Annotated in this window: 26 protein-coding genes; 15 read left to right on the top strand and 11 right to left on the bottom strand. The window is 64.2% G+C overall.

Going from position 1 to position 22,198, the window contains the following annotated elements; genetic code table 11:
- The first annotated feature begins 2 nt into the window (after positions 1-2).
- On the top strand, positions 3-422 hold the full coding sequence (locus ACM61V_RS19035) for a hypothetical protein (RefSeq protein ID WP_107396187.1): 420 nt from the start codon (positions 3-5) through the stop codon (positions 420-422).
- A 118-nt stretch (positions 423-540) separates the two neighbouring features.
- Positions 541-948 (top strand): group II truncated hemoglobin, encoded by a 408-nt coding sequence (locus ACM61V_RS19030; protein WP_245897004.1) that lies wholly within the window; start codon positions 541-543, stop codon positions 946-948.
- A gap of 77 nt (positions 949-1,025) precedes the next feature.
- Here the strand turns inward: ACM61V_RS19030 and ACM61V_RS19025 are convergent, their stop codons facing one another.
- From ACM61V_RS19025 to ACM61V_RS18995, 7 genes are all read right to left on the bottom strand, one after another.
- Positions 1,026-1,469, bottom strand: coding sequence for a hypothetical protein (locus ACM61V_RS19025; protein WP_245897005.1), 444 nt, complete (start codon positions 1,467-1,469; stop codon positions 1,026-1,028).
- A complete protein-coding gene (locus ACM61V_RS19020; RefSeq protein WP_419714494.1) occupies positions 1,466-2,380 on the bottom strand; it encodes a GGDEF domain-containing protein in 915 nt (304 codons plus the stop codon). Before ACM61V_RS19020 ends, ACM61V_RS19025 begins: the two co-directional genes overlap by 4 nt.
- A 375-nt stretch (positions 2,381-2,755) precedes the next feature.
- A complete protein-coding gene (locus tag ACM61V_RS19015) occupies positions 2,756-3,223 on the bottom strand; it encodes a hypothetical protein (protein ID WP_107393763.1) in 468 nt (155 codons plus the stop codon).
- Between the two features lie 21 nt (positions 3,224-3,244).
- Positions 3,245-4,456, bottom strand: coding sequence for an NO-inducible flavohemoprotein (gene hmpA, locus ACM61V_RS19010; protein ID WP_419714493.1), 1,212 nt, complete (start codon positions 4,454-4,456; stop codon positions 3,245-3,247).
- A gap of 42 nt (positions 4,457-4,498) precedes the next feature.
- Positions 4,499-4,768, bottom strand: coding sequence for a DUF1971 domain-containing protein (locus ACM61V_RS19005; protein ID WP_107393761.1), 270 nt, complete (start codon positions 4,766-4,768; stop codon positions 4,499-4,501).
- A 10-nt stretch (positions 4,769-4,778) separates the two neighbouring features.
- Positions 4,779-5,177 carry a group III truncated hemoglobin gene (locus ACM61V_RS19000; RefSeq protein WP_107393760.1) on the bottom strand — a complete coding sequence of 133 codons (399 nt, stop codon included), beginning with the start codon at positions 5,175-5,177 and terminating at the stop codon, positions 4,779-4,781.
- An 87-nt stretch (positions 5,178-5,264) separates the two neighbouring features.
- Entirely contained in the window at positions 5,265-5,987 is a 723-nt protein-coding gene (locus ACM61V_RS18995) for an NnrU family protein (protein WP_419714492.1), read from the bottom strand.
- Between the two features lie 49 nt (positions 5,988-6,036).
- Here ACM61V_RS18995 and ACM61V_RS18990 point away from each other — a divergent pair, with 49 nt between their 5' ends.
- Both ACM61V_RS18990 and ACM61V_RS18985 read left to right on the top strand, forming a co-directional pair.
- Positions 6,037-6,405 (top strand): hypothetical protein, encoded by a 369-nt coding sequence (locus ACM61V_RS18990; RefSeq protein ID WP_107393759.1) that lies wholly within the window; start codon positions 6,037-6,039, stop codon positions 6,403-6,405.
- A 12-nt stretch (positions 6,406-6,417) separates the two neighbouring features.
- Positions 6,418-7,167: an STAS/SEC14 domain-containing protein gene (locus tag ACM61V_RS18985; protein ID WP_107393758.1), complete on the top strand. Its 750-nt coding sequence runs from the start codon at positions 6,418-6,420 to the stop codon at positions 7,165-7,167.
- 130 nt (positions 7,168-7,297) lie between these two features.
- Here the strand turns inward: ACM61V_RS18985 and ACM61V_RS18980 are convergent, their stop codons facing one another.
- The gene (locus tag ACM61V_RS18980; RefSeq protein ID WP_419714491.1) at positions 7,298-7,684 is read right to left on the bottom strand and encodes a response regulator; all 387 of its coding nucleotides are present in this window, start codon (positions 7,682-7,684) and stop codon (positions 7,298-7,300) included.
- Positions 7,685-7,771: 87 nt separating this feature from the next.
- Between ACM61V_RS18980 and ACM61V_RS18975 the strand changes: the two genes are divergently transcribed.
- From ACM61V_RS18975 to ACM61V_RS18965, 3 genes are all read left to right on the top strand, one after another.
- Positions 7,772-8,383, top strand: coding sequence for a response regulator (locus tag ACM61V_RS18975; protein WP_419714490.1), 612 nt, complete (start codon positions 7,772-7,774; stop codon positions 8,381-8,383).
- A 101-nt stretch (positions 8,384-8,484) separates the two neighbouring features.
- Complete coding sequence (locus ACM61V_RS18970; RefSeq protein WP_170112526.1) at positions 8,485-10,317, top strand: CHASE3 domain-containing protein; 1,833 nt, start codon at positions 8,485-8,487, stop codon at positions 10,315-10,317.
- Positions 10,318-10,434: 117 nt separating this feature from the next.
- The gene (locus tag ACM61V_RS18965) at positions 10,435-10,848 is read left to right on the top strand and encodes a hypothetical protein (RefSeq protein WP_146163361.1); all 414 of its coding nucleotides are present in this window, start codon (positions 10,435-10,437) and stop codon (positions 10,846-10,848) included.
- 14 nt (positions 10,849-10,862) lie between these two features.
- Here ACM61V_RS18965 and ACM61V_RS18960 read toward each other — a convergent pair whose 3' ends face one another.
- Both ACM61V_RS18960 and ACM61V_RS18955 read right to left on the bottom strand, forming a co-directional pair.
- Positions 10,863-12,053, bottom strand: coding sequence for an acetate/propionate family kinase (locus tag ACM61V_RS18960; protein ID WP_419714489.1), 1,191 nt, complete (start codon positions 12,051-12,053; stop codon positions 10,863-10,865).
- Positions 12,050-13,471: a bifunctional enoyl-CoA hydratase/phosphate acetyltransferase gene (locus ACM61V_RS18955; protein ID WP_419714488.1), complete on the bottom strand. Its 1,422-nt coding sequence runs from the start codon at positions 13,469-13,471 to the stop codon at positions 12,050-12,052. The genes ACM61V_RS18960 and ACM61V_RS18955 overlap by 4 nt, the downstream gene beginning before the upstream one ends.
- Before the next feature lie 19 nt (positions 13,472-13,490).
- Here ACM61V_RS18955 and ACM61V_RS18950 point away from each other — a divergent pair, with 19 nt between their 5' ends.
- The 3 genes from ACM61V_RS18950 to ACM61V_RS18940 are packed head-to-tail and all read left to right on the top strand — an operon-like array spanning position 13,491 to position 15,881.
- Positions 13,491-14,303, top strand: coding sequence for an NAD(P)H-dependent oxidoreductase (locus tag ACM61V_RS18950; protein WP_419714487.1), 813 nt, complete (start codon positions 13,491-13,493; stop codon positions 14,301-14,303).
- A gap of 19 nt (positions 14,304-14,322) precedes the next feature.
- Positions 14,323-14,844 carry an N-acetyltransferase family protein gene (locus ACM61V_RS18945; RefSeq protein WP_419714486.1) on the top strand — a complete coding sequence of 174 codons (522 nt, stop codon included), beginning with the start codon at positions 14,323-14,325 and terminating at the stop codon, positions 14,842-14,844.
- A complete protein-coding gene (locus ACM61V_RS18940; RefSeq protein WP_419714485.1) occupies positions 14,844-15,881 on the top strand; it encodes a zinc-dependent alcohol dehydrogenase family protein in 1,038 nt (345 codons plus the stop codon). Before ACM61V_RS18945 ends, ACM61V_RS18940 begins: the two co-directional genes overlap by 1 nt.
- Positions 15,882-15,899: 18 nt before the next feature.
- On the opposite strand, the gene ACM61V_RS18935 is transcribed toward ACM61V_RS18940, so the two are convergent.
- Positions 15,900-16,712: a universal stress protein gene (locus tag ACM61V_RS18935; protein WP_419714484.1), complete on the bottom strand. Its 813-nt coding sequence runs from the start codon at positions 16,710-16,712 to the stop codon at positions 15,900-15,902.
- 227 nt (positions 16,713-16,939) lie between these two features.
- Here ACM61V_RS18935 and ACM61V_RS18930 point away from each other — a divergent pair, with 227 nt between their 5' ends.
- The 5 genes from ACM61V_RS18930 (at position 16,940) to ACM61V_RS18910 (ending at position 22,141) form a co-directional block, all read left to right on the top strand.
- Complete coding sequence (locus ACM61V_RS18930; RefSeq protein WP_419714483.1) at positions 16,940-17,716, top strand: universal stress protein; 777 nt, start codon at positions 16,940-16,942, stop codon at positions 17,714-17,716.
- Positions 17,717-17,753: 37 nt separating this feature from the next.
- Entirely contained in the window at positions 17,754-18,791 is a 1,038-nt protein-coding gene (locus ACM61V_RS18925) for a zinc-dependent alcohol dehydrogenase family protein (RefSeq protein WP_419714482.1), read from the top strand.
- A complete protein-coding gene (locus ACM61V_RS18920) occupies positions 18,788-20,350 on the top strand; it encodes a thymidine phosphorylase family protein (protein WP_419714481.1) in 1,563 nt (520 codons plus the stop codon). The genes ACM61V_RS18925 and ACM61V_RS18920 overlap by 4 nt, the downstream gene beginning before the upstream one ends.
- Complete coding sequence (locus tag ACM61V_RS18915) at positions 20,350-21,255, top strand: ribose-phosphate diphosphokinase (RefSeq protein WP_419714480.1); 906 nt, start codon at positions 20,350-20,352, stop codon at positions 21,253-21,255. Before ACM61V_RS18920 ends, ACM61V_RS18915 begins: the two co-directional genes overlap by 1 nt.
- 64 nt (positions 21,256-21,319) lie before the next feature.
- Positions 21,320-22,141: a universal stress protein gene (locus ACM61V_RS18910; RefSeq protein WP_419714479.1), complete on the top strand. Its 822-nt coding sequence runs from the start codon at positions 21,320-21,322 to the stop codon at positions 22,139-22,141.
- Positions 22,142-22,198 lie beyond the last annotated feature (57 nt).

Here is a 22,198-nt window from a genome sequence, read left to right as displayed (position 1 = left end):
CCATGCCGGTAACCCTTCCATCGGACGAGAAGCCGCCGTCGATCGCCGTCATCGGAGTAGGTCCGTCCGACCAGTTCGCCCTTGTCGAGGCGATCGACAGACACCGGATACAATGGGGCGGCGTCGTTGATAACCTTCCGGCGCTGGGATCGATGGCCCCCGGGGCGTCGGCGGTGATCCTCCTAGACGGCGACGGGTTGGCACTGCAGTTGATCGAAGTCCTCGATCAAAATGCCGCTCTTCTATCGAGAAATGCGGTTATTCTTCAGATCAGCAAGCCGCCGGTGCGGCTGGCGGTCGCCGCGATGCAGCGCGGTGTCATCGACGTGCTGGTCAAGCCGTTGAACGCGGTACGCCTCGACGCTGCGCTCCAGGACGCTGTGATGGAATGCGAGCGTCGCGTGCGCGCCCCTGCGCGCTGAACGTCCGAGTCATGGTTTGACGTCGGTCAAATCCGCAATCGACCGGTCATTCTACAAGCGGCTTCAATGGTGTCGCGCGCGCCAAGAGCGCCCGCGATCCAAATAGATGGAGGATAGCGTGGCGGCAGCGCAGGAAGCAGCGTCGAAGACGCCTTTTGACCTGATCGGCGGAGCGGACGTGGTCCGCACGATCGTCGATCGCTTCTACGATCTCATGGACGAGGAACCGGCATATGCACGGCTGCGCGCCCTCCATGCCAGCGACCTCGCGCCGATGCGCTCCTCGCTCTCCGGTTTCCTCAATGCATGGCTCGGCGGCCCGCGAGACTGGTTCGCCGAGCATCCCGGTGTCTGCGTCATGTCCGCCCATGCCCGCATAGCGGTCGACCAGGAAACGGCCGAACAATGGGCCGACGCCATGCGCCGGGCCATCTACGAATCCCCCGTCGATGCCAACCTGGGTGCCCGGATGTCGGAGGCGCTGACCTCGATGGCGCAAGGCATGATCAAGCGGGCCGCGGCCTGACCGCCCGCTTCCGCCCTTCAATTTGAGCGGGAACCCTCCCCACAGCCGGGTTCCCGCTCTCTCCGCCCGCACTCTCCTCAGGCGCCAGGCGAAGAAACGGCGTCCGTATCCTTCTCATCCTTCGTGCAATGATCGGCCGCTTCACGCAAGATGCTGGCCCAGCAGCCGATCAACAGGCCCTGCGGGCGGTCGTTTTCCGAAGTGATGGTCGCATAGATGGCAAGGATGTCGGCGAGCTCGCGCATCGGGATGACGCCGGCGCGACCGAGCACGGATGCGAGCACAGTCAAGGTTCCGCCCAAGGCGCGAACCGCGGCTGGGTCCATTCGCAGTTCGTCCGGACCCGCATCCGCCAGGGCATCGTCTATCAGCCCGGGCTTAACGCCTTTGACAAGATCGTGCGCCAGCTGGAGGTGAGCGGTTGCAGTGTCATGCTCGCTCGCGCTGCCGAGCAGCTCAAGCGCCTCTGCCATCAAAGCGACCGCGCGCCCGACCTCTGGCTTGGTTTCCGGCTCGGTCACGCGGTCTGCTCGCGCAATGGCAGCGGCGCCACATGGCCGGGTTGGTGTGAGAGGCTCTCCGCCGAACCTATATGGATCGCGTTCTTCCCGCTTCGCTTGGCCTCATACATGATCTGATCGACCGCGTTCATCAGGGTCGGCGCGTCCCGCTCGACATGAGGCGGTATCACGAGCGCGCCCATGCTGCATGTTACCGGCCGTTCGCTCGCCGCAAGCACGGCAGAAACGCGCTCATGCAGTATTCGCGCAAAGCTCTCGCCCGCGTCCGCAGGATGAACGCGCAGCAGGAGCGCAAATTCATCGCCGCCGATCCGGCCAAAAACATCCTGACGCCGCACCATCTGGGCAGCGCCGCGCGCGAAGGTTCTCAGCACCCTGTCGCCGGCCGCATGGCCGTAGCGATTGTTCACCGCCTTGAAGTCGTCGAGATCGAGGATGGCGAGCAGCAGCGTCTCGCGGCTCTGCCGCGCGGCGTGCAAGGCCCCGGTAAGCCGCAGGTGAAAGTTCTCGTTGTCGAGAGCGCCGGTCATACGATCGACATGCGCCAGGTGCTGCTGGCGATCGAACGCACGGCGGAAGCTCATGATCGCGCCTGCGACGAACAGATAGGTGCCGATACGGACCGTGACACGCACCGCGAGCGCCGTCGCTGACGATGCGGGGACGCCGATATGCGGCATCACGGCGGTGAACGCGCAGATCAGCGCGACGAAATAACCTGCCCTTTCACCCAGAGCCCAGCACGCGGCGCAGATGATCGGAATGTAGAGCGGTGCGAGCCCAGCGTCCGGGAAACGGCTGTCAGCGAAGGACAGCGCGGCGGTCGCGCTGACGACGAAGAGCCAGGCCCGCTCGCGTGGCATCGCCTCCAAGGCTTCTGCTAGTCGACCTACCGGCAAATGGCTGTTCACGCACTGACCCTACTCGATCCTCGAAGTTCCGACTCGATAGTGGAATGGGATAACGCCCAGCCGGCGGCACGTCCCCATTAGAGACGTGCCGGCCCCGGAACCGGGTGTTGGAAACCTGAGAGTTAGTTCAGGCGCGGACGCCTTTGGGCCGGGTGGCCTTGGACATACGCGTCCGCCACCCGGTCAAGAAGCTTGACCGGCTCTAACTCTACGAAGGTTTCCACGCCTCCACCCATGTCTCCATGGGCGCGGCTAGGGTAAGCCCAACTGGTTAAGAAAAGCAAGAAAAGGCCGGGAGCGCCGACCCAAAAACGATCCGTATCGGAGTCTGTTTCGCAGGAGGTTCATTTGGCACCCTCCCGAGACAGATAAAAACTAGCCCAGAAGGCCGTGCGCACCCGCCATGGCGCCAAACACCGTAACGAGGGCGATGCCAAGCAGGATCCGGTGCATTCGCTCCATTCGGTCGAAATCGCCCGCAGGGTCGTTCGATAGCTCCATCCGGCGATGCAGAAAAAGAGGTTCGATCAGATACAGCATCGCCGCGAAGATCGCCCAAAGCCCGACCATCGCGTGCATCCACCAGTAATGGAGATCGAGAAAGCGCGACCACAGGTCGGCGCGATGGATCATCCAGAGTCCGGACAGCCCGGCCAGAGCCACCCATAGCCGGGCCTGCCAGGCAAAGCCGCTCTCGAAACGGTGGAACGCGGCGAGGCGCTGGTCCGGCGGGTTTCCCCGCCGGATCGCCGGCATGAGGACCGTTGTCACGAAGGCGACGCCACCGATCCAGGGAACGATGGCGATAACGTGCAGGACACGAGCCAGAGTAAAGTCGTCCATCGCGCCACCTCGTCAGGGCCTTCAGGCAGCGAGCAATTCGTCCGCCGGCCCGAAGAATTCATAATGGATACGGTCGTTCGCGACACCGCTAAGCGACAGGGCAGCGACAAGCGCGCGCAGGAACGGGCGCGGGCCGCACAGGAAGAAGTCGGCCTCGTCGACCGGCGTATTGGCCGTCAGCCAGTCGGCATCGATCAGGCCTGCCACGTCATAGTCGCGCCCCTGCGTGTCCTCGGCGCGCGGCGTCTGATAGAAGATCGTGGTCCGCCCATTGTGGTGCTGCGCGGTGAGCGCGCGGACATGCGCGCCCATGGCATGGGTCGTTCCGTCGAGCGTCCCATGCGCGAAGTGAACGGGAAGTTCGGGGTGCTCCCGCGTGATCGTCTCCAGCATCGACACCATCGGAGTGAGGCCGACGCCCCCCGAAAGGAGGACTACGGGCCGCTCGGGCCGGGCCGCGAGGAAGAATTCGCCGGCCGGCGGCGCGACCTTCAGGATGGCGCCCGGCTTGACGTCGCCATGCAGCCAGCCCGAGGCCAGCCCCAGCGGCTCACGCTTCACCGAGATGCGATAGGTGGTGCCATTGGGCGCATCCGAGATCGAATAGTTGCGCTTCACCGGAGGATGTCCGGGAATTTCGAACCAGAACGTCAGATACTGTCCCGGCTTGTGACGAATGACCGGGCCGCCGTCGACCGGGCGCAGCGTGAAGGAGCTGATGATGCTGCTTTCGCGCTCCACCGCCTCCACCTTGAATTCGCGCCAGCCCGTCCAGCCGCCGTCAGCGTCCGCGAGGTCGCGATAGATATGGCCCTCGCGCGCGATGAGAATGTTCGCAAGGAACCAGTAGGCCTCGCCCCAGGCAGCAAGGATCTCATCGGTCGCGGCGTCACCCAGCACCGCCTTGATGGCACCGAGGAGCGCTTCGGCGACGTGCGGATAATGCTCGGGCAGGATCTGAAGCCCGACGTGCTTCTGGGCGATGCGCTCGACGGCCGGCGCGAGCGCGCCCAGATTGTCGATGTTGCTCGCATAGGCGAGGATCGCCCCGGTGAGGGCGCGAGGCTGGGAACCGCTGTCGCCATGGTGCGACTGGTTGAACAGGTCACGGATCTGCTCATTCCGGAACATCCGCGAATACATCTCATGGACGATGTCGAGCCCGTGGGCTTCGAGGGCAGGGACGGTGGCTTTGACGAGCGCAATGGTCTCGTCGCTAAGGGTCTGCGACATCAATATCTCCAGGCTGTGTTGAAAGTTGGTCCGCGAACCGGCTCAGGGGTCGGGCGGCTCTGTGTAGAAATCGACCTGCATTTTCACCTGCCCCAGAGGGGTCACGAAATGCGTCTGCTCGGGGTTCACGACACCCGGGTTGCCGGGGCTCAGGACCTTCTCGGCGTGCGGCTCGCAATAGGTGAGATTGAGTTCCCCCTCGATCACGCGGATCAGGCCCCAGACGCCGGGCTTCGTGCGATGCTCGCCGCGAAGCGCGGCCGGGATCGTGCTTTCATCAAAGACGGGCGTGGAGCGATAGGGTTCGGCCATGTCGCGCGCCTCACGCCGCTGCCCGCGGCTTCGCGGGATCGAGTTTGAAAAACAAAGCGAGCTGCAAGCTTTCGGCAATCCTTGCCGCTTTGGCCTGCAAGGCTGCCGCCGCTTCGGGCGACATCAGTTCGGTGGTCGTCTCGTTCCAGAGGTCGAGCCACCGGTCGAACAGCTCGGGAGTGATGCGGCCGACATGCTTCATATGGGCAGGAACGGGCTGGCCCTTGTAGCGCCCACTGGTCAGCATCACGGAGGACCAGAACGCGGTCAGCTTTTCGAGGTGCTCGGGCCAGTTCGCGATCGCGTCGTTGAAAATCGGGCCGAGCTCGGCATCCTCTCGAACCCGCGCATAAAAACGGTCCACGAGCCGTTGCAGCCCAGCTTCATCGATCCCGGATTCTTGGCCCACGACTCAGGCTCCAATCATGCATTACAAATGCATCTATAGGGCGGGCCCGAAATATGCAAGCAAAATACATCTTAAACTGTCCCGCGCTCAGCCCTTCTGAAAAGCGACTGTGGGATCAGGGCCGAAAAGCCACGGATGGGTCAACAGCAAGCCAGCATAGGCGGCGATCGTTGCCACGATCGCGACGGACAGGAGTCCCCTCGGCCAGGCCCAGCGCCTGGATACTCCCGCGAACGGCAGAGTGGGGCCAATAGCAGCCAGTTCCTCCCACCGTGGTCCCAGCTCACGCCGTTTGCGCCGGTCGATCACCGGCATCGCGACGAGCGCGAATAGAGCAAATCCGCCGAACATGATGACTGAAACGAGATCGCCGTTGGGAACCACATGGCTGAGCCCCCAGAGCGCAAAGGCCCAAAGAAGCGGATGGCGGGTGATGCCGACGATACCGGCCCGAGCAGGATCGAAGCTTGCGCCCCGGAAACCGACCGAAAGCGGGTTTGGCGACAGCAGCCCGCCGACGGCCAGGAAAAGAGCTGGCGGCATGACAAGGATCGGCACCCAATATTGACCAAGGGTTTGCGGCCATAAGGGGATGTAGGGCGCGTGCCGCGCTGCGACGATCAGCCACACGAGAAGGGCGGTCGACACCGCTCCGTAGATTGCCAAATAGAGCTTCTCGCCGAGCAGCCTCACGAGGCGCGCGCGCAGCGCCGGGCGTGCCGGGATGCTATGACTGGCCAGAAACAGGAGCAAGATAGCGACGAAATCGGCCATCTGCGCAAAATGCCCCGCTCGCGCCGGGTCCGGCATCCGTAAAGACCCTAATTCTCCGGTGACGGCCCCGCGCTAGACCAGAGGCATGACCTGGAAAACGATCCGCCTCGAGCTCGCCCGAACCCCTGACTTTCCCGAAGGGTCCACCTCACGGCAATACATCCTGTCCTTGCCTGTCGATGACGCCGGCCGGATCGATGCCGCGGCGATCGAGGCAGAGCCTGCCCGCGCCACCGTCCGACGCATCTGGGATGGCGAGCCGGATCGCCACGGCTATGTCATCCGAACCGAGCGGGGATGGGCCTTGTCCTACGCCGTCGGTGAGGATGATGACGAGCCGATCTTCCATCTCGAGACCCATCGGATCCGGAAGGACGAATATCTGACGCTCACCGAGAATGACGGCGAAGTTCAACCATTCCGCATCGCCGAGTGCGACGACGCGCAATCCTGAGGAAGCGAAGCCATGTTGAAGGATCAGACCGAGCACGACGACATCGTCATCCTCTCCATTTCGGGCAAGCTTGAGAAGGGTGATGTCGATCAGGCGATGCGTCGCCTCGACACCGCGTTCAAAGGCGGCGGCAAGGTTCACCTGTTCGTCGAGGTTCTGGGCTTCACGGGCATGCCGAAGGAGGCCTGGTGGAGCGATCTCAGCCAAGGCTTCCACTATCTGACACGCCTCAAGCAATTCGGCCGTATAGCGATCGTGAGCGATCAAAGCTGGGTGCGCGTCGCCTCCCGCATCGAAAGCGCGCTCCTGCCGTTTGTCAGTTATGAGGTCTATACGCCCGACCAGCGCGAACATGCGCTTGCCTGGGTCAAGGGCGATGCAGCCACGGCGCGGCCCGAGACGCTGCGCGTCATCTCCAACGGGGATGACGACATCGTTGCCTTCGAGGTCGATGGGCGCGTGACCCGCGACGGCATCGACGCGCTTTACGCGCATCTCTCGCCGCTCGCGCGGCCGGGCGCGAAGCTGAAACTCCTCAATCATGTGAAACATTTCGCGGGCTTTGACCCGGCGATCCTCGCCGACCCCCAATATCTCCAGCTCAAATTGACCCTGCTTCGCCATGTTGCTCGCTATGCGGTCGTGGGAGGTCCTTCCTGGCTGGACGGCGTGGCGAAGGTCGCCGATCCTCTCCTTCATATGGAGATCCGCCATTTCCCTGAGAGCGATCTCGAGGCCGCCCGGACCTGGTTGCTCACCTAGGGAAGCCGTTCGTCCCATCAACGCACCGAAGGGAGAGGGGCCCCGTGGTCCCCCCCACTGCCCGATTTGGGTGGGGCTGGCTGGATCAGGTGCCGACGATCACAAAGCCTTCGGTCGTCTTATCGCGCCACTAAGCGGCCCAGCTTAGCCGCTCGATCTCGTTGATAAGCTGCTGAACGTCGACTGGCTTCGCCACGAAGGCGCTGCGCGACGGCAGATCGGCGGCCGTCAGCCTTGCGACACCAGAGGACACTATAAGGATCGTCGGCGGCCAGCGGTTGCGGATGACGTGCGCCAGCTTAACGCCGTCCATCGAACCTGGCATCTGGACGTCCGTTACGACAATCTCGATCGCCGCATGACTCTCCAGAGCTGCAACGGCCGTGTCGGCGCTGTCGGCCTCGAAAACGACAAAGCCCTCGTCCTCGAAAAATGCCGCAAGGCTCATTCGGATCAGCGGTTCATCGTCGACGACCAAGATGGTTCGTCCGACGTCTCCCAGTTCGTATCTGCTCACCCCGCTCCCGCCCTGCTTTGCTCACTTCGGCGCGCCGGGAGCGCCGGAGATTATAGTGTAACCGCCTATAACCAGAGAAAAGCGCGTTTGGTTCCCGTCGCCGGAGAACAAACCCGCCAATTCGTGCGCGCCGGCGTCCAGGGCGCGATCGCGGTTGCCATCATGGGGCTAATCGGTTGTAAGAAGTCCCGCGCTCACCGGGGAGATTGTGCTCGGGCGCTCGCCGCGCATGGAAGGATCACAGGCCTGCGGCCATCAGTAGAAGGTTGGCAGTCGGAAGCAACCATAGAAGAGGCGGCAATGCTCCAGAAGAATTCGGAAAATGAGCCTGATAGCAATCCGTTGCGAATTCTGGTTGTCGATGACGAAGCGCTTCTTCTCTATCATCTGGCAGACATGATCGAAGATCTTGGGCATGTCCCGGTCTGTGCCTCATCCGGCCCCGACGCGCTGACCTTCCTGGCCGATGATTCGCACTTCGATCTCGTCATCACCGATCAATCCATGCCGGACATGAAAGGCACTGAACTGGCGGCCGCGGTGCGACAGCGAAGCCCCCAACTGCCGATTGTTCTCGCCTCCGGCTATGGAGAATATGCCAGCGACGGCGACCTTGACCTGCACTGCCTGGCGAAGCCGTTCACCTTCGCGGATCTCGAACGGGTCATCGCTGAGATCGCCCTGTCTCCCAATAGCTAGATCGCGGCCGAGGAAGAACGACGATGGGGGATGCCTTGCGAACCGTGGAACAAACGACCGGCGACCGGGGTGATGACAGGCGCAGGAGTCGTTCGACTTTCTTGCTCCTGGCCATCGGCGCGGTGACGCTGGCGCTGCTGCTGATGGGGGCTTTCTACCTCAGCGAGCAACAACGACGAAGCGAGGAGTGGGTCAGGCACACCCTCAGCGTCGAAAACCGCATCACACAGCTATGGTCATCCATCCAGTCCGCGGAAACCCAGCAGCGCGCCTACCTCATCACTCGCAAGAGCGGATATCTCGACAATTTTCGAACCTCCCTCCAGGCGATTGCGACCCAACAATCCGAGCTGGCGGAAATCACGTCCGATAATCCCATTCAGCGCCGCGCGATGGCGAAGCTCAAGCCGCAGCTCGCCGGTCGCATCGACGCCCTCAATCTCGGCCTCACCAAGCTCAATGCCGCAGGATTTGCCGCGGCGGCCGAGCATACGGCGAGTGGCACCGGCACGGCGTATATGGAAGGGGCCAAGGCGGCCCTGGGCGAGATGAGCGCAGAGGAGAACCGGCTGCTCTCCGAAAGGCAGCGAAGCGCGGCGCGACAGCGAAGCGGGTTGCAGATCGCCCTGGGCGTAGGTTTTGTCGGACTGATCGCGCTCATGGCCTATGCCCTCCGGGACGCCAGCGCACGCTACCAGGCGCTGGAGCAGAGCCGGGATCATCTCGACAATGCTTACGGGGTCTTGCGCGACGAAGTCACTCATCGCGAACAAATCGAGGCCCAGCTTCGCCAGCTTCACAAGATGGAGGCGATCGGCCAGCTTACCGGCGGCATCGCGCACGACTTCAACAACATGTTGTCAGTCATCATGGGCAGCATCGAACTCGCGATGCGACGCCTGACCAGCAAACCGGACAAGGCCGCAGACGCGCTCAGGACTGCCCAGGAAGGCGCGAAGCGCGCGGCTTCACTGACGGCGCGGCTGCTTGCCTTCGCGCGCCAGACACCGCTCGAGCCCAGCGTCGTCGATCCCAACAAGCTCGTCATCAACATGTCGGAATTGCTGCGCCGCACGATCGGCGAGCCGGTCGCGATCGAGACAGTGCTGACAGGCGGCGTCTGGCACACCGAGATCGACGCGCATCAGCTCGAGAACGCGATCCTCAACCTGTGCGTCAACGCGCGCGATGCAATGCCCGATGGTGGCAAGCTGACGATCGAGACGTCGAACGCCTTCCTCGACGAGAATTACGCGGCCGCGCACACCGAGGTGACCGCCGGCCAATATGTGCTGGTCTCGATCACCGACAACGGATCGGGAATGCCGCCCGAGGTCATCGAAAAGGCATTTGATCCCTTCTTCACGACCAAGGGTGTCGGCAAGGGCACCGGGCTTGGCCTCAGCCAGGTATTCGGTTTCGTGAAGCAGTCGGGCGGCCACATCAAGATCTACTCCGAGATCGGCCAGGGCACATCGGTCAAGCTATACCTGCGCCGCAGCTTCGCGCGCCCTGAAAGTCAGGAGACCTCGGCGTTCGATGCGGAATCGTATCAGGCTCCGTTCGACGCCCTGATCCTGCTGGTCGAAGATGACGATCAGGTCCGCAACCTGACCCACGAAATCCTGCTCGAGCTCGGCTACCGCGTCGCCATAGCCGTCAACGGCGGCGAAGCTCTGGAAAAGCTCGCAAGTCTCGATCGGGTCGATGTTCTGCTCACCGACATCGTCATGCCGGGCATGAGCGGGCGCGAACTGGCCGACAAGGCGCAGGCGGACCATGGCGCGATCAGGGTGCTTTACATGACCGGCTATACCCGCAACGCCATCGTTCATAACGGCGTCGTCGATGCCGGGGTGAACTTCATCCAGAAGCCATTCGGACCAGACCAGCTTGGGCGCCGTCTGGTCGAGGTCCTACGCAAAGACCCCTAGCAACCGCATCATCGCGCCCCGCCGGTCGCCTCGCCTCTATCTGCTTGCGCTGCTTGCCGGAGAAGACACTCTCCGCTAGTTTGCGAATTAGTCGCAATAAGGAGGCGGAGCGCGATCGTGCTGCATATATCCATGCCACCCACTCACGCCGTGCCCGCGGGCGCCAGCCTCGTGGTCGCAGCGATCCGTTCGTGGCACGAGGCGCGTCGGCGGGCGCTCCCGGTTCAGCAATATCTTTACCGGACGCTTGCGCCGCATGACTGCGGAATGCTCGCCCCCGTGCTCGACAGCCTCATCCGGTTCTTCGAGACGACGATCCGCCGGCCGCTCGCGGTCGGCTCGGCCGATGCGCTCACGAGCGACGAGCAGGCGCTCGTCGACATCCTGCAATGCGCGGACGACAGGAAGCCTTCTGCTCCCACCGAGGGCTTGCCCTTCCTGTGGGCGGTCTGGTCGGCGCGGATCATGATCCGCAAGGTCCTGGCCGACGCCTTTCGCATCCGCGGAGGAGCCGAGGTCGTTTTTGTTTGAGGCGCGGTTGGCGGCTACCCTGCCATCCGGTTGAGGGCGGCGATCGTATGCATCGCAATCATCCGCTCTTCATCGGTCGGAATGACGAGCACCGCGACCCGGCTTTCGGGCGCACTGATTCGGAAATCATTGGCTTCGTTCGCGCGATCGTCGAGCCGCACACCAAGCCATTCGAGCCGCTTGCAGATCCCGTTCCGAACGCCGGCATGATTCTCCCCGATGCCGGCCGTGAACACGAGCGCGTCGACCCCTTGAAGGGACGCCGTCATCGCTCCGAACTCGCGCGCCGCCTTCCATACGAACAACTCGATCGCTTCAGCAGCCGCCTGGCTCTCGTTGGCCGAGAGGGTGCGCATGTCGCTCGAGATACCCGAGACCCCCAACAGTCCCGATCTTCGGTAGAGCAGGTCCTCGACCTCCGACACGCTCAGGCCAAGTTCGGACTGGAGGTAGAGCACCACGCCCGGATCGAGCGACCCGCATCGTGTCCCCATCATAAGGCCGTCAAGGGCGGTGAAACCCATCGTCGTGTCGATGCTCTGTCCGTTCGCCATCGCACAAAGGCTTGCGCCGTTCCCGAGGTGGGCCGCGATGACGCGTCCCGCCGCGAGGCCCGGAGCGATCCGCCCAAGCTCGGTCGCGATATATTCGTAGGACAGCCCATGGAATCCATAGCGGCGCACGCCGCGATCGTGGAATGTGCGTGGCAGCGCCATCCGCGATGCAACCTCCGGCTTGCCGTGGTGGAATGCCGTGTCGAAGCAGGCGACCTGCGGCAGATGGGGGCTCAGACTGCGCACCGCGCGGATCGCAGCGAGATTGTGAGGCTGGTGAAGCGGCGCAAGCGGGCACAGCGTCTCGAGTTCGGCAAGCAGCGCATCGTCCACGAGCGCCGGCGCAGCAAACTGCGTTCCGCCGTGGACGACGCGGTGCCCGATGGCCACCACCTCGCGGTCTCCGAGATGGTCGATCGCCCAGGCGAACAGGTCTTTCAGCAGATCGGCATGGGTTAGCTCCGCGCCGCCTGGCCATGTCCGCTCGACCAGCACGCTACCGGCGGCCGATTGTGCGCGCAGGGACGGCTCGATCCCGATCTTCTCGATCTTGCCGCTCGCGGCGAGTAGCGGGACCGAAGGATCGTCGAGCGTGAAGAGCGCGAACTTGATGCTCGACGAGCCCGCGTTGAGACTGACGACCGCCTTCATGATGTGGGTACCGGAAGGCCAGGGGCCGCCTTTGGCGCAGCGCGGGCTAGAAGGACGGCGATCGCGCAGGAGGCGAGCCGCGTTCGGAGGCTGTCCGCTCGGCTGGTCAGGATGATCGGAACGCGGGCACCGAGAACGACCCCTGCAGCGTCCGCGCCGCCAAGGAAGGTCAACTGCTTCGCGAGCATGTTCCCGGCCTCGAGGTTGGGAACCACAAGGATCTCGGCTTTGCCCGCCACTGGCGAAACGATCCCTTTCTCCTGTGCCGCCGCCTCGCTAATAGCATTGTCTAGCGCCAGCGGTCCGTCGAGGATACCGCCAAGAATTTGCCCGCGGTCGGCCATCTTGCAAAGGGCGGCCGCCTCCAGCGTCGAGGGAAGGATCGGGTTGACCGTCTCGACCGCGGAAAGAATGGCGACCTTAGGCTCGGCGATCCCCAGAACGTGGGCGAGATCGATCGCGTTCCGGATGATGTCGGCCTTTTCCTCAAGCGAGGGGGTGATGTTGATCGCCGCGTCTGTGATGATCAGCGGTGCGGGATGTCCCGGCACGTCCATGACATAGGCATGGCTGATGCGCCGTTCGGTGCGCAGCCCGGTTTCCCTCGCGACGATCGCGCCCATCAGCTCGTCCGTGTGGAGCGAGCCTTTCATCAGCAGCCTGGCCTCGCCGGCTCGCACGAGCGCGACTGCCCTGGCCGCGGCGGCATGGCTGTGCTCGGCATCGACAAGGCGGAATGCCGAGATGTCCTGGCCGGCCTCCCTCGCCGCCGCCTGGATCTTCTTCGCAGGCCCCACCAGGATCGGTTCGATCAATCCCTCGCGGGCCGCATCGACAGCGGCGATGATCGCTTGCGCCGTGCAGGGATGGACGACTGCCGTGGCGGGCGGATCGGCACCCTGCGTTCGTTCGATCAGGAGCCTATAGGCGTCGTGGTGCGAGACACGGACGTCGGGAAGCGCGACCCGTTGCCGGCTGATCTTTTCGCACGGCGCCCGCACCTCCGCCTGGCCGGTGATCACCTCGGCGCCATCCTGGTTCAGGCAGCGGCAGTCGAGGACGACCGTGCAGTCCTCCGCGCGCTTTTCCACGACGCGAACATGAGCGGTGATGGTGTCTCCGAGATCCACCGGTTTCAGAAAGTGGAGCGACTGGCTGACATAGATCGAGCCGGGGCCGGGCAGTTGCGTGCCAAGGACAGCCGATATCAACCCTCCGCCCCACATCCCATGGGCAATCACGTGGTGGAACATGTTCGTCGCCGCGTCGCCAGGGTCGAGCTGGGCAGGGTTCACGTCCCCCGAGACGAGAGCAAAAAGCTCGGTATCTTCCACGGACAGGGTGCGCGTCGCGCTCGCCTCGTCGCCCACCGCGATCTCGTCGAAGGTGCGGTTCTCGATCAGCTCCCCACCGGTCATGAATTACGCTCCAACAGATTTGATCGCGCGTGACGGACTGCATCACCTTCGCCGCCCGCTTCTGACACCGTCTCTTGAATGGGGCATTACGGGAAACCCCCATCCCTTCGTCGCTGGCTACGTAATGTTCCCAGCACCTTCGGGGGCCTGCCGGCGTTATGATCGCCACCGGAGATCCGCCATGCCCGAGCCCCAGCCCCTGCAACACTATCCCTTGCATGTGGTCGTCGTCTGTCATCCCGAGCCCGACAGTTTCAATCTGGCGGTGGCACACCGATACTGCGAAACCGTCGAGGGTTACCGCCACCGCACCGAACTGCGCGACCTGTACCGTCTGGGCTTCAATCCCGTCCTCTCGGCCGGCGAGCTGTCGCCGGGAGAGAGCAGTTCGCCGCCCGCCGATGTCGCGACCGAGCTCGATTTTATAGACCGGGCCGACGTTATCGTTCTGGTTTACCCGATCTGGCTGGGAGCACCGCCGGCGATGCTGAAGGGCTATATCGATCGAGTCTTTGCGGCGAGCACCCGTTACGGCGGCTTCCGGCAGCGCGAAGATGCGCCGGGGCGAGAGCGCGGCCACCTGGTCAGCTTCTCATCCTCGGGATCAGCCAAGCAGTGGCTCGACGAGCAGGGGGCCTGGCTCTCGCTCAAAAACCTGTTCGACACTTATCTGCGGAACGCCCTGCTCTTCAAATCGACCGAACACATCCATTTCGGATCAATCGTGGAAGGGCTTCGGCCGCGCTTCGTGGGCGAGCATCTGGTCGAGGTCGAAGAGGCCGCGCGCCGGATCGCAAGCCTGGTCCATCCGCGCGGAATCGCGGAAAACTGACGAACGGATGGAGCATACCATGACGGAGGCGATTGCGATGGAAGACACGACACGGTTGAAGACCCGTTCGGGACTCGAACTCGAGATCAGGCCGGTGCGACGAGACGATGGCCCTCTCTTGCGCGAGTTCTTCGCCGGGGTCGCCACCGATGATCTTCGTTTTCGCTTCCTCTCGGGCGTGAACAGCGTCTCGGATGATCAGATCGCGCAGATGGTCGATGTCGACCACAAGCAGACCGAGGATTTTCTGGCCCTTGCCGACGGCCGTCTGGTCGCGACCGGGCTCGTTGCCAGCGATAGCGGCCGTAACCGTGCGGAAGTCGCGATCGTCGTGCGCGCCGATCACAAGAAGCGCGGCATCGGCTGGACCCTTCTCGACCACATAGCCGATTATGCCCGCTCGATCGGGATCAAGACGCTGGAATCGGTCGAGGACCGTCACAATCAGGCTGCGATCGACGTCGAACGCGATTCCGGCTTCACCGTCAAACCCTACGGCGACGATCCCACCCTTGTCGTCGTCTCCAAGCAACTGGGCTGATGGCAGTCGAATCTCGTCTCCAGCCCATGTTTGCGATGCAACTCGACGCGGTGGGCGGTCCGCTCCATCCCGTCGCCCGATCCTTGCCGGTCGCGCAGGCTGGCGAGCTGCTCATCGAAGTCGCGGCCTGCGGCGTTTGCCGCACCGACCTCCACATCCTTGACGGCGAGGTCACGGCGAAGCTGCCGATCGTACCAGGCCATGAGATCGTTGGGCGTGTCGCAGCGATAGGCGAGGGCGTTTCCGACTTTCGAACGGGCGAGCGCGTCGGGGTGCCCTGGCTGGGGAACAGTTGCGGCGCTTGCGCCTATTGCCGCACCGGCCACGAGAACCTCTGCGATACGCCCGGCTTCACCGGTTGCACGCGCGACGGCGGTTACGCGACTCATGCCATTGCCGACGCCCACTTTTGCTTCAAGATCCCGGACCTGTTTTCGGATGTCGAGGCCGCACCGCTGCTTTGCGCAGGCCTGATCGGCTGGCGGTCGCTTCGTGCGGCGGGCGACGGAGCGCGCCTCGGTCTGTATGGTTTCGGGGCGGCCGCCCATATCATTGCCCAGATCGCTCTCTGGCAGGGCCGCGACGTCTATGCCTTTACCCGGCCTGGCGATCTCGAAGGGCAAAGCTTCGCCCGCTCGCTGGGTTGTTGCTGGGCGGGGTCATCCGACGAGCTTCCCCCTGACGAACTCGATGCGGCGATCATTTTCGCCCCCGTGGGCCCACTCGTGCCCATTGCGCTCAGAGCGGTTCACAAGGGCGGGAGGGTGATATGCGCGGGGATCCACATGAGCGATATCCCCGCCTTCCCCTATGCTGACCTCTGGGGAGAACGAACGATCGCTTCGGTCGCGAACCTGACCCGAGAGGACGGGATCAGCTTTTTCGACGTCGCGCAGAAGGCCGCAGTCCGGTCGGTCACAACCAGATTTCCGATGACCGATGCCAATATTGCCCTGGGGGAGCTGCGGGAGGGCACGCTTGTGGGAGCCGCCGTGCTGGTGCCCGATCAAGCCGATTGGAGCGGGGCGCTGGCCTGATGGACTTTCCGCGGCGGATCAGTGCGCGATCAGGACCGGCAGGGTGTGCTCGCCCCGGATGATTTCGCTCGTAACGCCGCCCACCAGGGCTTCGCGCAGCCGAGAATGCCCAAAACCTCCGACGACCACCAGGTCGGCGCTCTCGGCGACCGCACGGCCCAGCAATGTCGCAGCTGTCGACAGATGACCGCGCCGGGCGATGCTGCTGACCGCCGCGTGGCCCCGGCGCGTGAGGCGTGCGCACATGTCGTCGGCCTCGCTCCGCAGCGACAGCGGCGAGTTCATCGGCAAAACCGAGATCAGATCGAAGCGCGCGTGCGTATCGGTCCATTCGAGCGCACGATCGAGCGCGATCGACGCCTCGGTTCCGCCATCCCAGCCGACAACCACCCTGGCCGGCCGATGCGCCGGTCCTTGGCCAGTCATAAGAACAAGGGGTTTGCCGGCATGCAGCAGGAGCTTTTCGATCAGCATCAACCGCAGGTCCCGGTCGAACGCCGTGACCGGCCCGAGCAGAATGAGATCGAAGCACCGCGCTGCCCGGACAATCGCGTCGAGCAATGCATCGACAGGATCGATGAATATCCGAACCTCGCAGCCACTGGCGTGCGCCAAGGACCAGGTCTGCTGTTCCTTCTTTTCGAGCAGCTCGTTGAACTGCTGTTTCGAGAGGTGAGGCGGAAACGTCCTGTCCCCTGGGACGGGAACCGCCGCGACGAGCCCTACCGTCACGTCCGCGCCGAACGGTCCGGCAAAGGCGAGGGCCGCCGCCGCCGATCCCTCGGAAGCCTCTGATGGATCCACCAGAGCAAGGATAGCGCGCTTCGTCATCTGCTCACCTTTGCCATCGAACGTCGAAAGTCCGGCACAACAGTTGGCCGGGAGCATCACATGTCCTGAGGCGCCTCAGGGGCCAATCGGGGACTATACGTAAGCCAGCGGAGACCTTGGTAAAGTTACGGAGTGCTGGCGTCCTGGATTGGCGTCATCCTTGCGCCATGACCAACAGTTCCCTCATCAAAGACGTCCTCGCCATCGTCGATGGCGACGACGCATCCTTGCCCGCCGTCGATCAGGCCGTTGCCTTCGCCGCCTTGCACGATGCCTGCCTGACGATCATCGTCGCCAGCGAGAATGTTTCTCTCGCGGCCGCGGCCGAACCATACGGCTATGCGCTCGCGCTGAGCGTCGCCGAAGAGCTTGGCGCCCAGCATCTCGCCGCCGTGCGAACGCGCGTCAAGGATTCGCCAGTCGACGTCGACGTCCATGGACTTCTCGATGATCCCGCGGTCCTGCCGAGAGCGGCCAGAGGTGAAAGCCGGTACGCCGACATCGTGCTCATTCCTGGCGCGGAGCGCTGGCGTGACGACGCGCTGCGGCGGCACATCAGCGAGACCGTTCTGTTCACCGGGACTCCCATTCTCATCATGCCGGCCGACTGGACGCCGCGCGCCTTCACGCACCTGGCGCTGGGATGGAACGCCTCGCTGGAATCATTCCGGGCGACGCGCACTCTGCTGACCCTGGCCGAGCCCGGAGCGAGCACCGACGTTCTCGTCGTCGACCAGATCGAAAACTATCAGGCTGGCCAGGCCGTGCCCGGCAGCTACATCGCGCGTCACCTCGCCCGGCACGGCCTTCGGGTCGAGGTCCATGCGATCCCCTCCTGCAAGCGCGGCGCGGCCTACACCATGCAAAGCTTCGTCGCGCAGCATGGTGCCGATGCCCTTGTCGTCGGCGGCTATGGGCGCTCGCGTGCCCTCGAATTCATCCTGGGCGGCGTGACGCGCGAACTGATCGGCTACCAACAGGTCCCGGTCGTCCTCGTTCATTGATCCTCAGATGACGCGCCAACGCGCGAGGAGATCCCGCATGAAAGCTCTCGTCTATCACGGCCCCGGCCAGAAAAGCCTCGACGACTGTCCCAAGCCTGCGATCCAGGCGGTCACGGACGCCATCGTGCGGATCACCCGCACGACGATCTGCGGCACGGATCTCCACATCCTGAAGGGCGATGTCCCCACATGCGCGCCCGGCCGCATCCTCGGCCATGAAGGGGTGGGGATCGTGGAGGAGGTCGGTTCGGCCGTCAGCCGCTACAAACCGGGAGACCATGTCCTCATCTCTTGCATCACGTCCTGCGCGCGCTGCGACTATTGCCGCCGCGGCATGTATTCCCATTGCCGCGACGGCGGCTGGATCCTCGGCAATGTGATCGACGGCACCCAGGCGGAATTTGTCCGTATTCCGCACGCGGATAACAGCCTTCATCCGATCCCCGCCGGTGCCGACGAGGAAGCCCTCGTGATGCTGAGCGATATCCTTCCCACCGGCTACGAATGCGGGGTTTTGAACGGCAAGATCAGCCCTGGCAGCAGCGTCGCGATCGTGGGCGCGGGGCCCATCGGGCTCGCGGCGCTACTTACCGCGCAGTTCTACGCTCCGGCATCGATCGTCATGATCGATCTCGACGACAATCGTCTGGGCGTCGCGCAGCAGTTCGGTGCCACCCACGTTCTGAACAGTGGCCGCGAAGACGTTGCGCAGAAGATACGCGAGCTCACGGACGGCCAGGGCGTCGACACGGCCATCGAGGCAGTCGGCGTGCCGGCGACATTCGAACTTTGCGAGAAGCTCGTGGCGCCCGGCGGCGTCATCGCAAATGTCGGCGTGCACGGCACGAAGGTCGATCTCCACCTTGAAGACCTATGGTCCCGGAACGTGACGATCACCACCCGCCTCGTCGATACCGTGACCACGCCCATGCTTCTCAAGACAGTACAGTCCGGTCGCCTTCAGCCCGCCAAGCTGATTACCCACCGCTTCGGCCTCGGCGAGATCCTCCAAGCCTACGAGACGTTTGGCCATGCGGCCGACAGCCATGCTCTCAAGGTGGTCATCGAAGCGTGAATGTCCCGGTAACGGCCAGCGGCGGCGCAGTTCCGAAGGGTCTCGACGTCGCGGTTTACGGAGAACCGTCTCTCGCCAGGGCGCGCAAGCTCGGCCTCCATACGCACCACGAGCTCGTGGCTCTCATGAGCACTGACAGTCCGGTCTGCCGTGCCGAAGGCCTCGCCGCCCATACGCAGATCTTCGTGCAGAATGGAGGACGGCCGATCGCGGCGACGCTCTTCCAGGTGGAGGGCGACATGCTGGGGCCGGATGAGATCGGCCTCTCGGAATCCGCTTGGACTGCGCTCGGCGCGGAGGAGGGCAAGCTCGTCAGGGTCAGTCATGCGCCGCCCCTCGAATCGATCGCCTGCGTGCGGCAACGCATTTACGGCCACAGGCTTGGCCAGCGCGCCATCACCCAGATCGTCCAGGATGTCGTTGCGGGCCGATATTCCGATGTCCATCTCGCCGCGTTCCTGACCGCGGGCGCCGCGCTCCCACTGAACGAGGACGAGACCTATTTCCTCACAAAGGCGATGGTCGATGCGGGCGAGCGCCTGAGTTGGCCCGAAGGCATAGTCGTCGACAAGCATTGCGTCGGCGGCCTGCCGGGCAACCGGACGACTCCGATCATCGTCGCCATCGTCGCGGCCTGCGGCCTCACCATGCCGAAGACATCCTCGCGCGCGATCACGTCGCCGGCAGGGACCGCCGACACGATGGAAACGCTCGCGCCCGTCGACCTCGACGTGGCCCAGATGCGTGAAGTGGTCGCGACCGAGGGAGGGTGCATCGCCTGGGGCGGCGCCGTCCGGCTCAGCCCGGCCGACGATATCTTCATCGGCGTGGAGCGTGCGCTCGACATCGACACCGAGGGACAGCTTGTCGCTTCGGTGCTGTCGAAGAAGATCGCGGCAGGCGCGACCCATGTCGTCATCGATATCCCCGTCGGACCAACGGCCAAGGTCCGAAGCGCTGCAGCGGCCGACCAGCTGGCGGGGCGGCTCTCGGCGATCGCAGCCCGATTTGGCGTCCAGATCGAGTGTATCCGGACCGACGGCAACCAGCCGGTCGGCCGGGCGGTGGGTCCAGCTCTCGAAGCCCTGGACGTCCTGGCGGTGCTGAAAGGCGAACCCGACGCGCCGTCTGACCTGCGCGATCGCGCCTGCCTTCTCGCCGGCGCGATTCTCGAACTGGGCGGAGCGGCGGCGGCCGGCGGCGGTCTTGCGCTTGCCGAAACCACGCTCACGAGCGGAGCCGCGTGGACGAAGTTCGAGCGGATCAGGGCCGCGCAAGGCGGTGCCCGTATTCCTCCGGCAGCTGCGCTGGTCGAGGAGATTACCGCCCGCCATAGCGGGCGTGTCACCCATATCGACAACCGCCGGATCGCGCGTCTCGCAAAGCTCGCGGGCGCCCCCGATACGCCAGCAGCCGGCCTCAGGCTCGCAGTCAGGCTTGGCGACGATATTGCGGCCGGCCAGCCGCTCCTTTCCCTCTACGCGGACTCCCAGGGCGAAATGGCCTATGCCCTGGCCTACGCTGCCGCGAACCCCGATATGATCGCGATCGCCGGCTGATGCCGATGCTGTTCGCCATGCCGGGCAATGAAGCCCTTGCCGCCGCCATTGCGGACCGCCGCGGCTGGCCTGTAGGCGTTCTCGAGGTTCGGCGGTTTCCCGACGAGGAAAGCTACCTTCGGCTTCACTCGGACGTCGCCGGCCAGGACGTCGCCATCGTCTGTACGCTCGCGCGGCCGGATGCACAGTTTCTCTCGCTCCTCTTCGCGTGCCGCCTCCTGCGGGAAAGCGGGACCCGATCGATCCGGCTCGTCGCTCCCTATCTCGCCTATATGCGCCAGGACCGCCGGTTCCACGACGGTGAAGCCCTGACGTCGAAGCAGTTCGCCGAGTTGCTTTCGCAGGAATGCGACGGGCTGATCACCGTCGATCCGCACCTCCACCGCTACCGGAGCCTCTCCGAGGTCTACACGATCGACGCGGTCGCTCTCAGCGCCTCCGGTCTTCTCGCCGAATGGATCGGCGCCAATATCGCGCGGCCGTTGATCATCGGGCCCGACAGCGAGAGCGAGCAATGGGCCGGCGCGATCGCCTCCGCCTGCGGCGCGCCGCATGTCGTCTTTTCCAAGTCGCGAATGGGCGATCGCGACGTGCGCGTCGAGGCGACGGATCTTTCCGCCTGGCGTGGGCGCGTGCCGGTACTCGTCGACGATGTGATCTCCTCGGGAGAGACGCTCGCCGACGCCGCGCGCCGCATCATTGCTCAAGATTTCCCGCCGCCCGTCTGCGTCGCGGTCCACGGCATCTTCGCTCCGGGCGCCGAGAAAGCGCTCAGCGCACTGGGTTGCCGCGCGGTGACGACGAACGCCGTCATGCACCCGAGCAACGCCATCGAGCTCGCGCCGCTTCTGTGCGATGCGCTGGCGAGCGAAACCGGCGCTCCGGACGCGAAACGAATTACGTAATACACCCAAATGAACCGCCGCCCGCCTTCCGATAGCTGTGGTGTAAACCAGCATGGAGGTCAGCATGGCGATCAAGGATCTGCTCGCAGTCGTCGACACAGGCGACAAGGATGAGCAATTCATCAAGGATGCACTAAGCTTTGCCGAGTTTCACGAGGCCCGGCTCACCTTTCTGGTGCTCTCCGTCATCCCCTCGGGCGACTATGCGGTCATGTGGGGCGCGCCCTATGTCATCCTGCAGGACTTCGTCGAGGCGGTCGAGACGAAGGAGAAGCGTCTCGTAGAGCGCACCCGGCTCTCGAACATCGAAGTTCGGACCATCTCAGACCAGCCGGGCGTCATGCTGACGAAGGCGGCCGTCCAGGCCCGCTACGCCGACATGGTCTTGTTCGGCCCCGCCGAAACCTACGAATATCCCCCGGTCCGGCGCGACACGATCGAAAGTATTCTCTTCGCGTCGGGACGGCCCGTACTCGTGCTCCCGAATGGCTATCAGCCGCGCACTTTCGATCATATCGCTCTGGGCTGGAATGCGTCGCGCGAGGCGACCCATGCCCTGCGGGATGCGACAGGCATCGCCGCATCGGGCGCCAAGGTCGAGGTGCTCGTGCTCGACGGCCGCCCGTCGACGAAGGGACACGGTTCCGACCCGGGCGCGGACATCGCGCGTCATCTTTCGCGGCATGGCTTCGCGACGAACGTCGTCACCCTGAACGCCCTCGAAAAGACCGATGCCGAGACGCTGGTCCAGGGTGCTCGCCAGCATGGCGCAAACCTCTTGGTGCTCGGCGCCTATGGTCATTCGCGTCTGCGCGAGATGGTCCTGGGCGGCGTTACCCGCGAGCTCATCGCCGGAGCGCCGCTCCCGCTGCTTTTCTCGCACTGATCACTCGCAGGCCGGCCCGGCAGGGTCGGCTCGCCAAAACCGGAGAGGAGACATCCC

The sequence above is a fragment of the Sphingomonas sp. TX0543 genome (genome assembly GCF_048565505.1).
Lineage (GTDB): Bacteria > Pseudomonadota > Alphaproteobacteria > Sphingomonadales > Sphingomonadaceae > Sphingomonas.
Note: the sequence above shows the minus strand (reverse complement) of the source record. Positions and strands in the feature narration are given on the sequence as shown.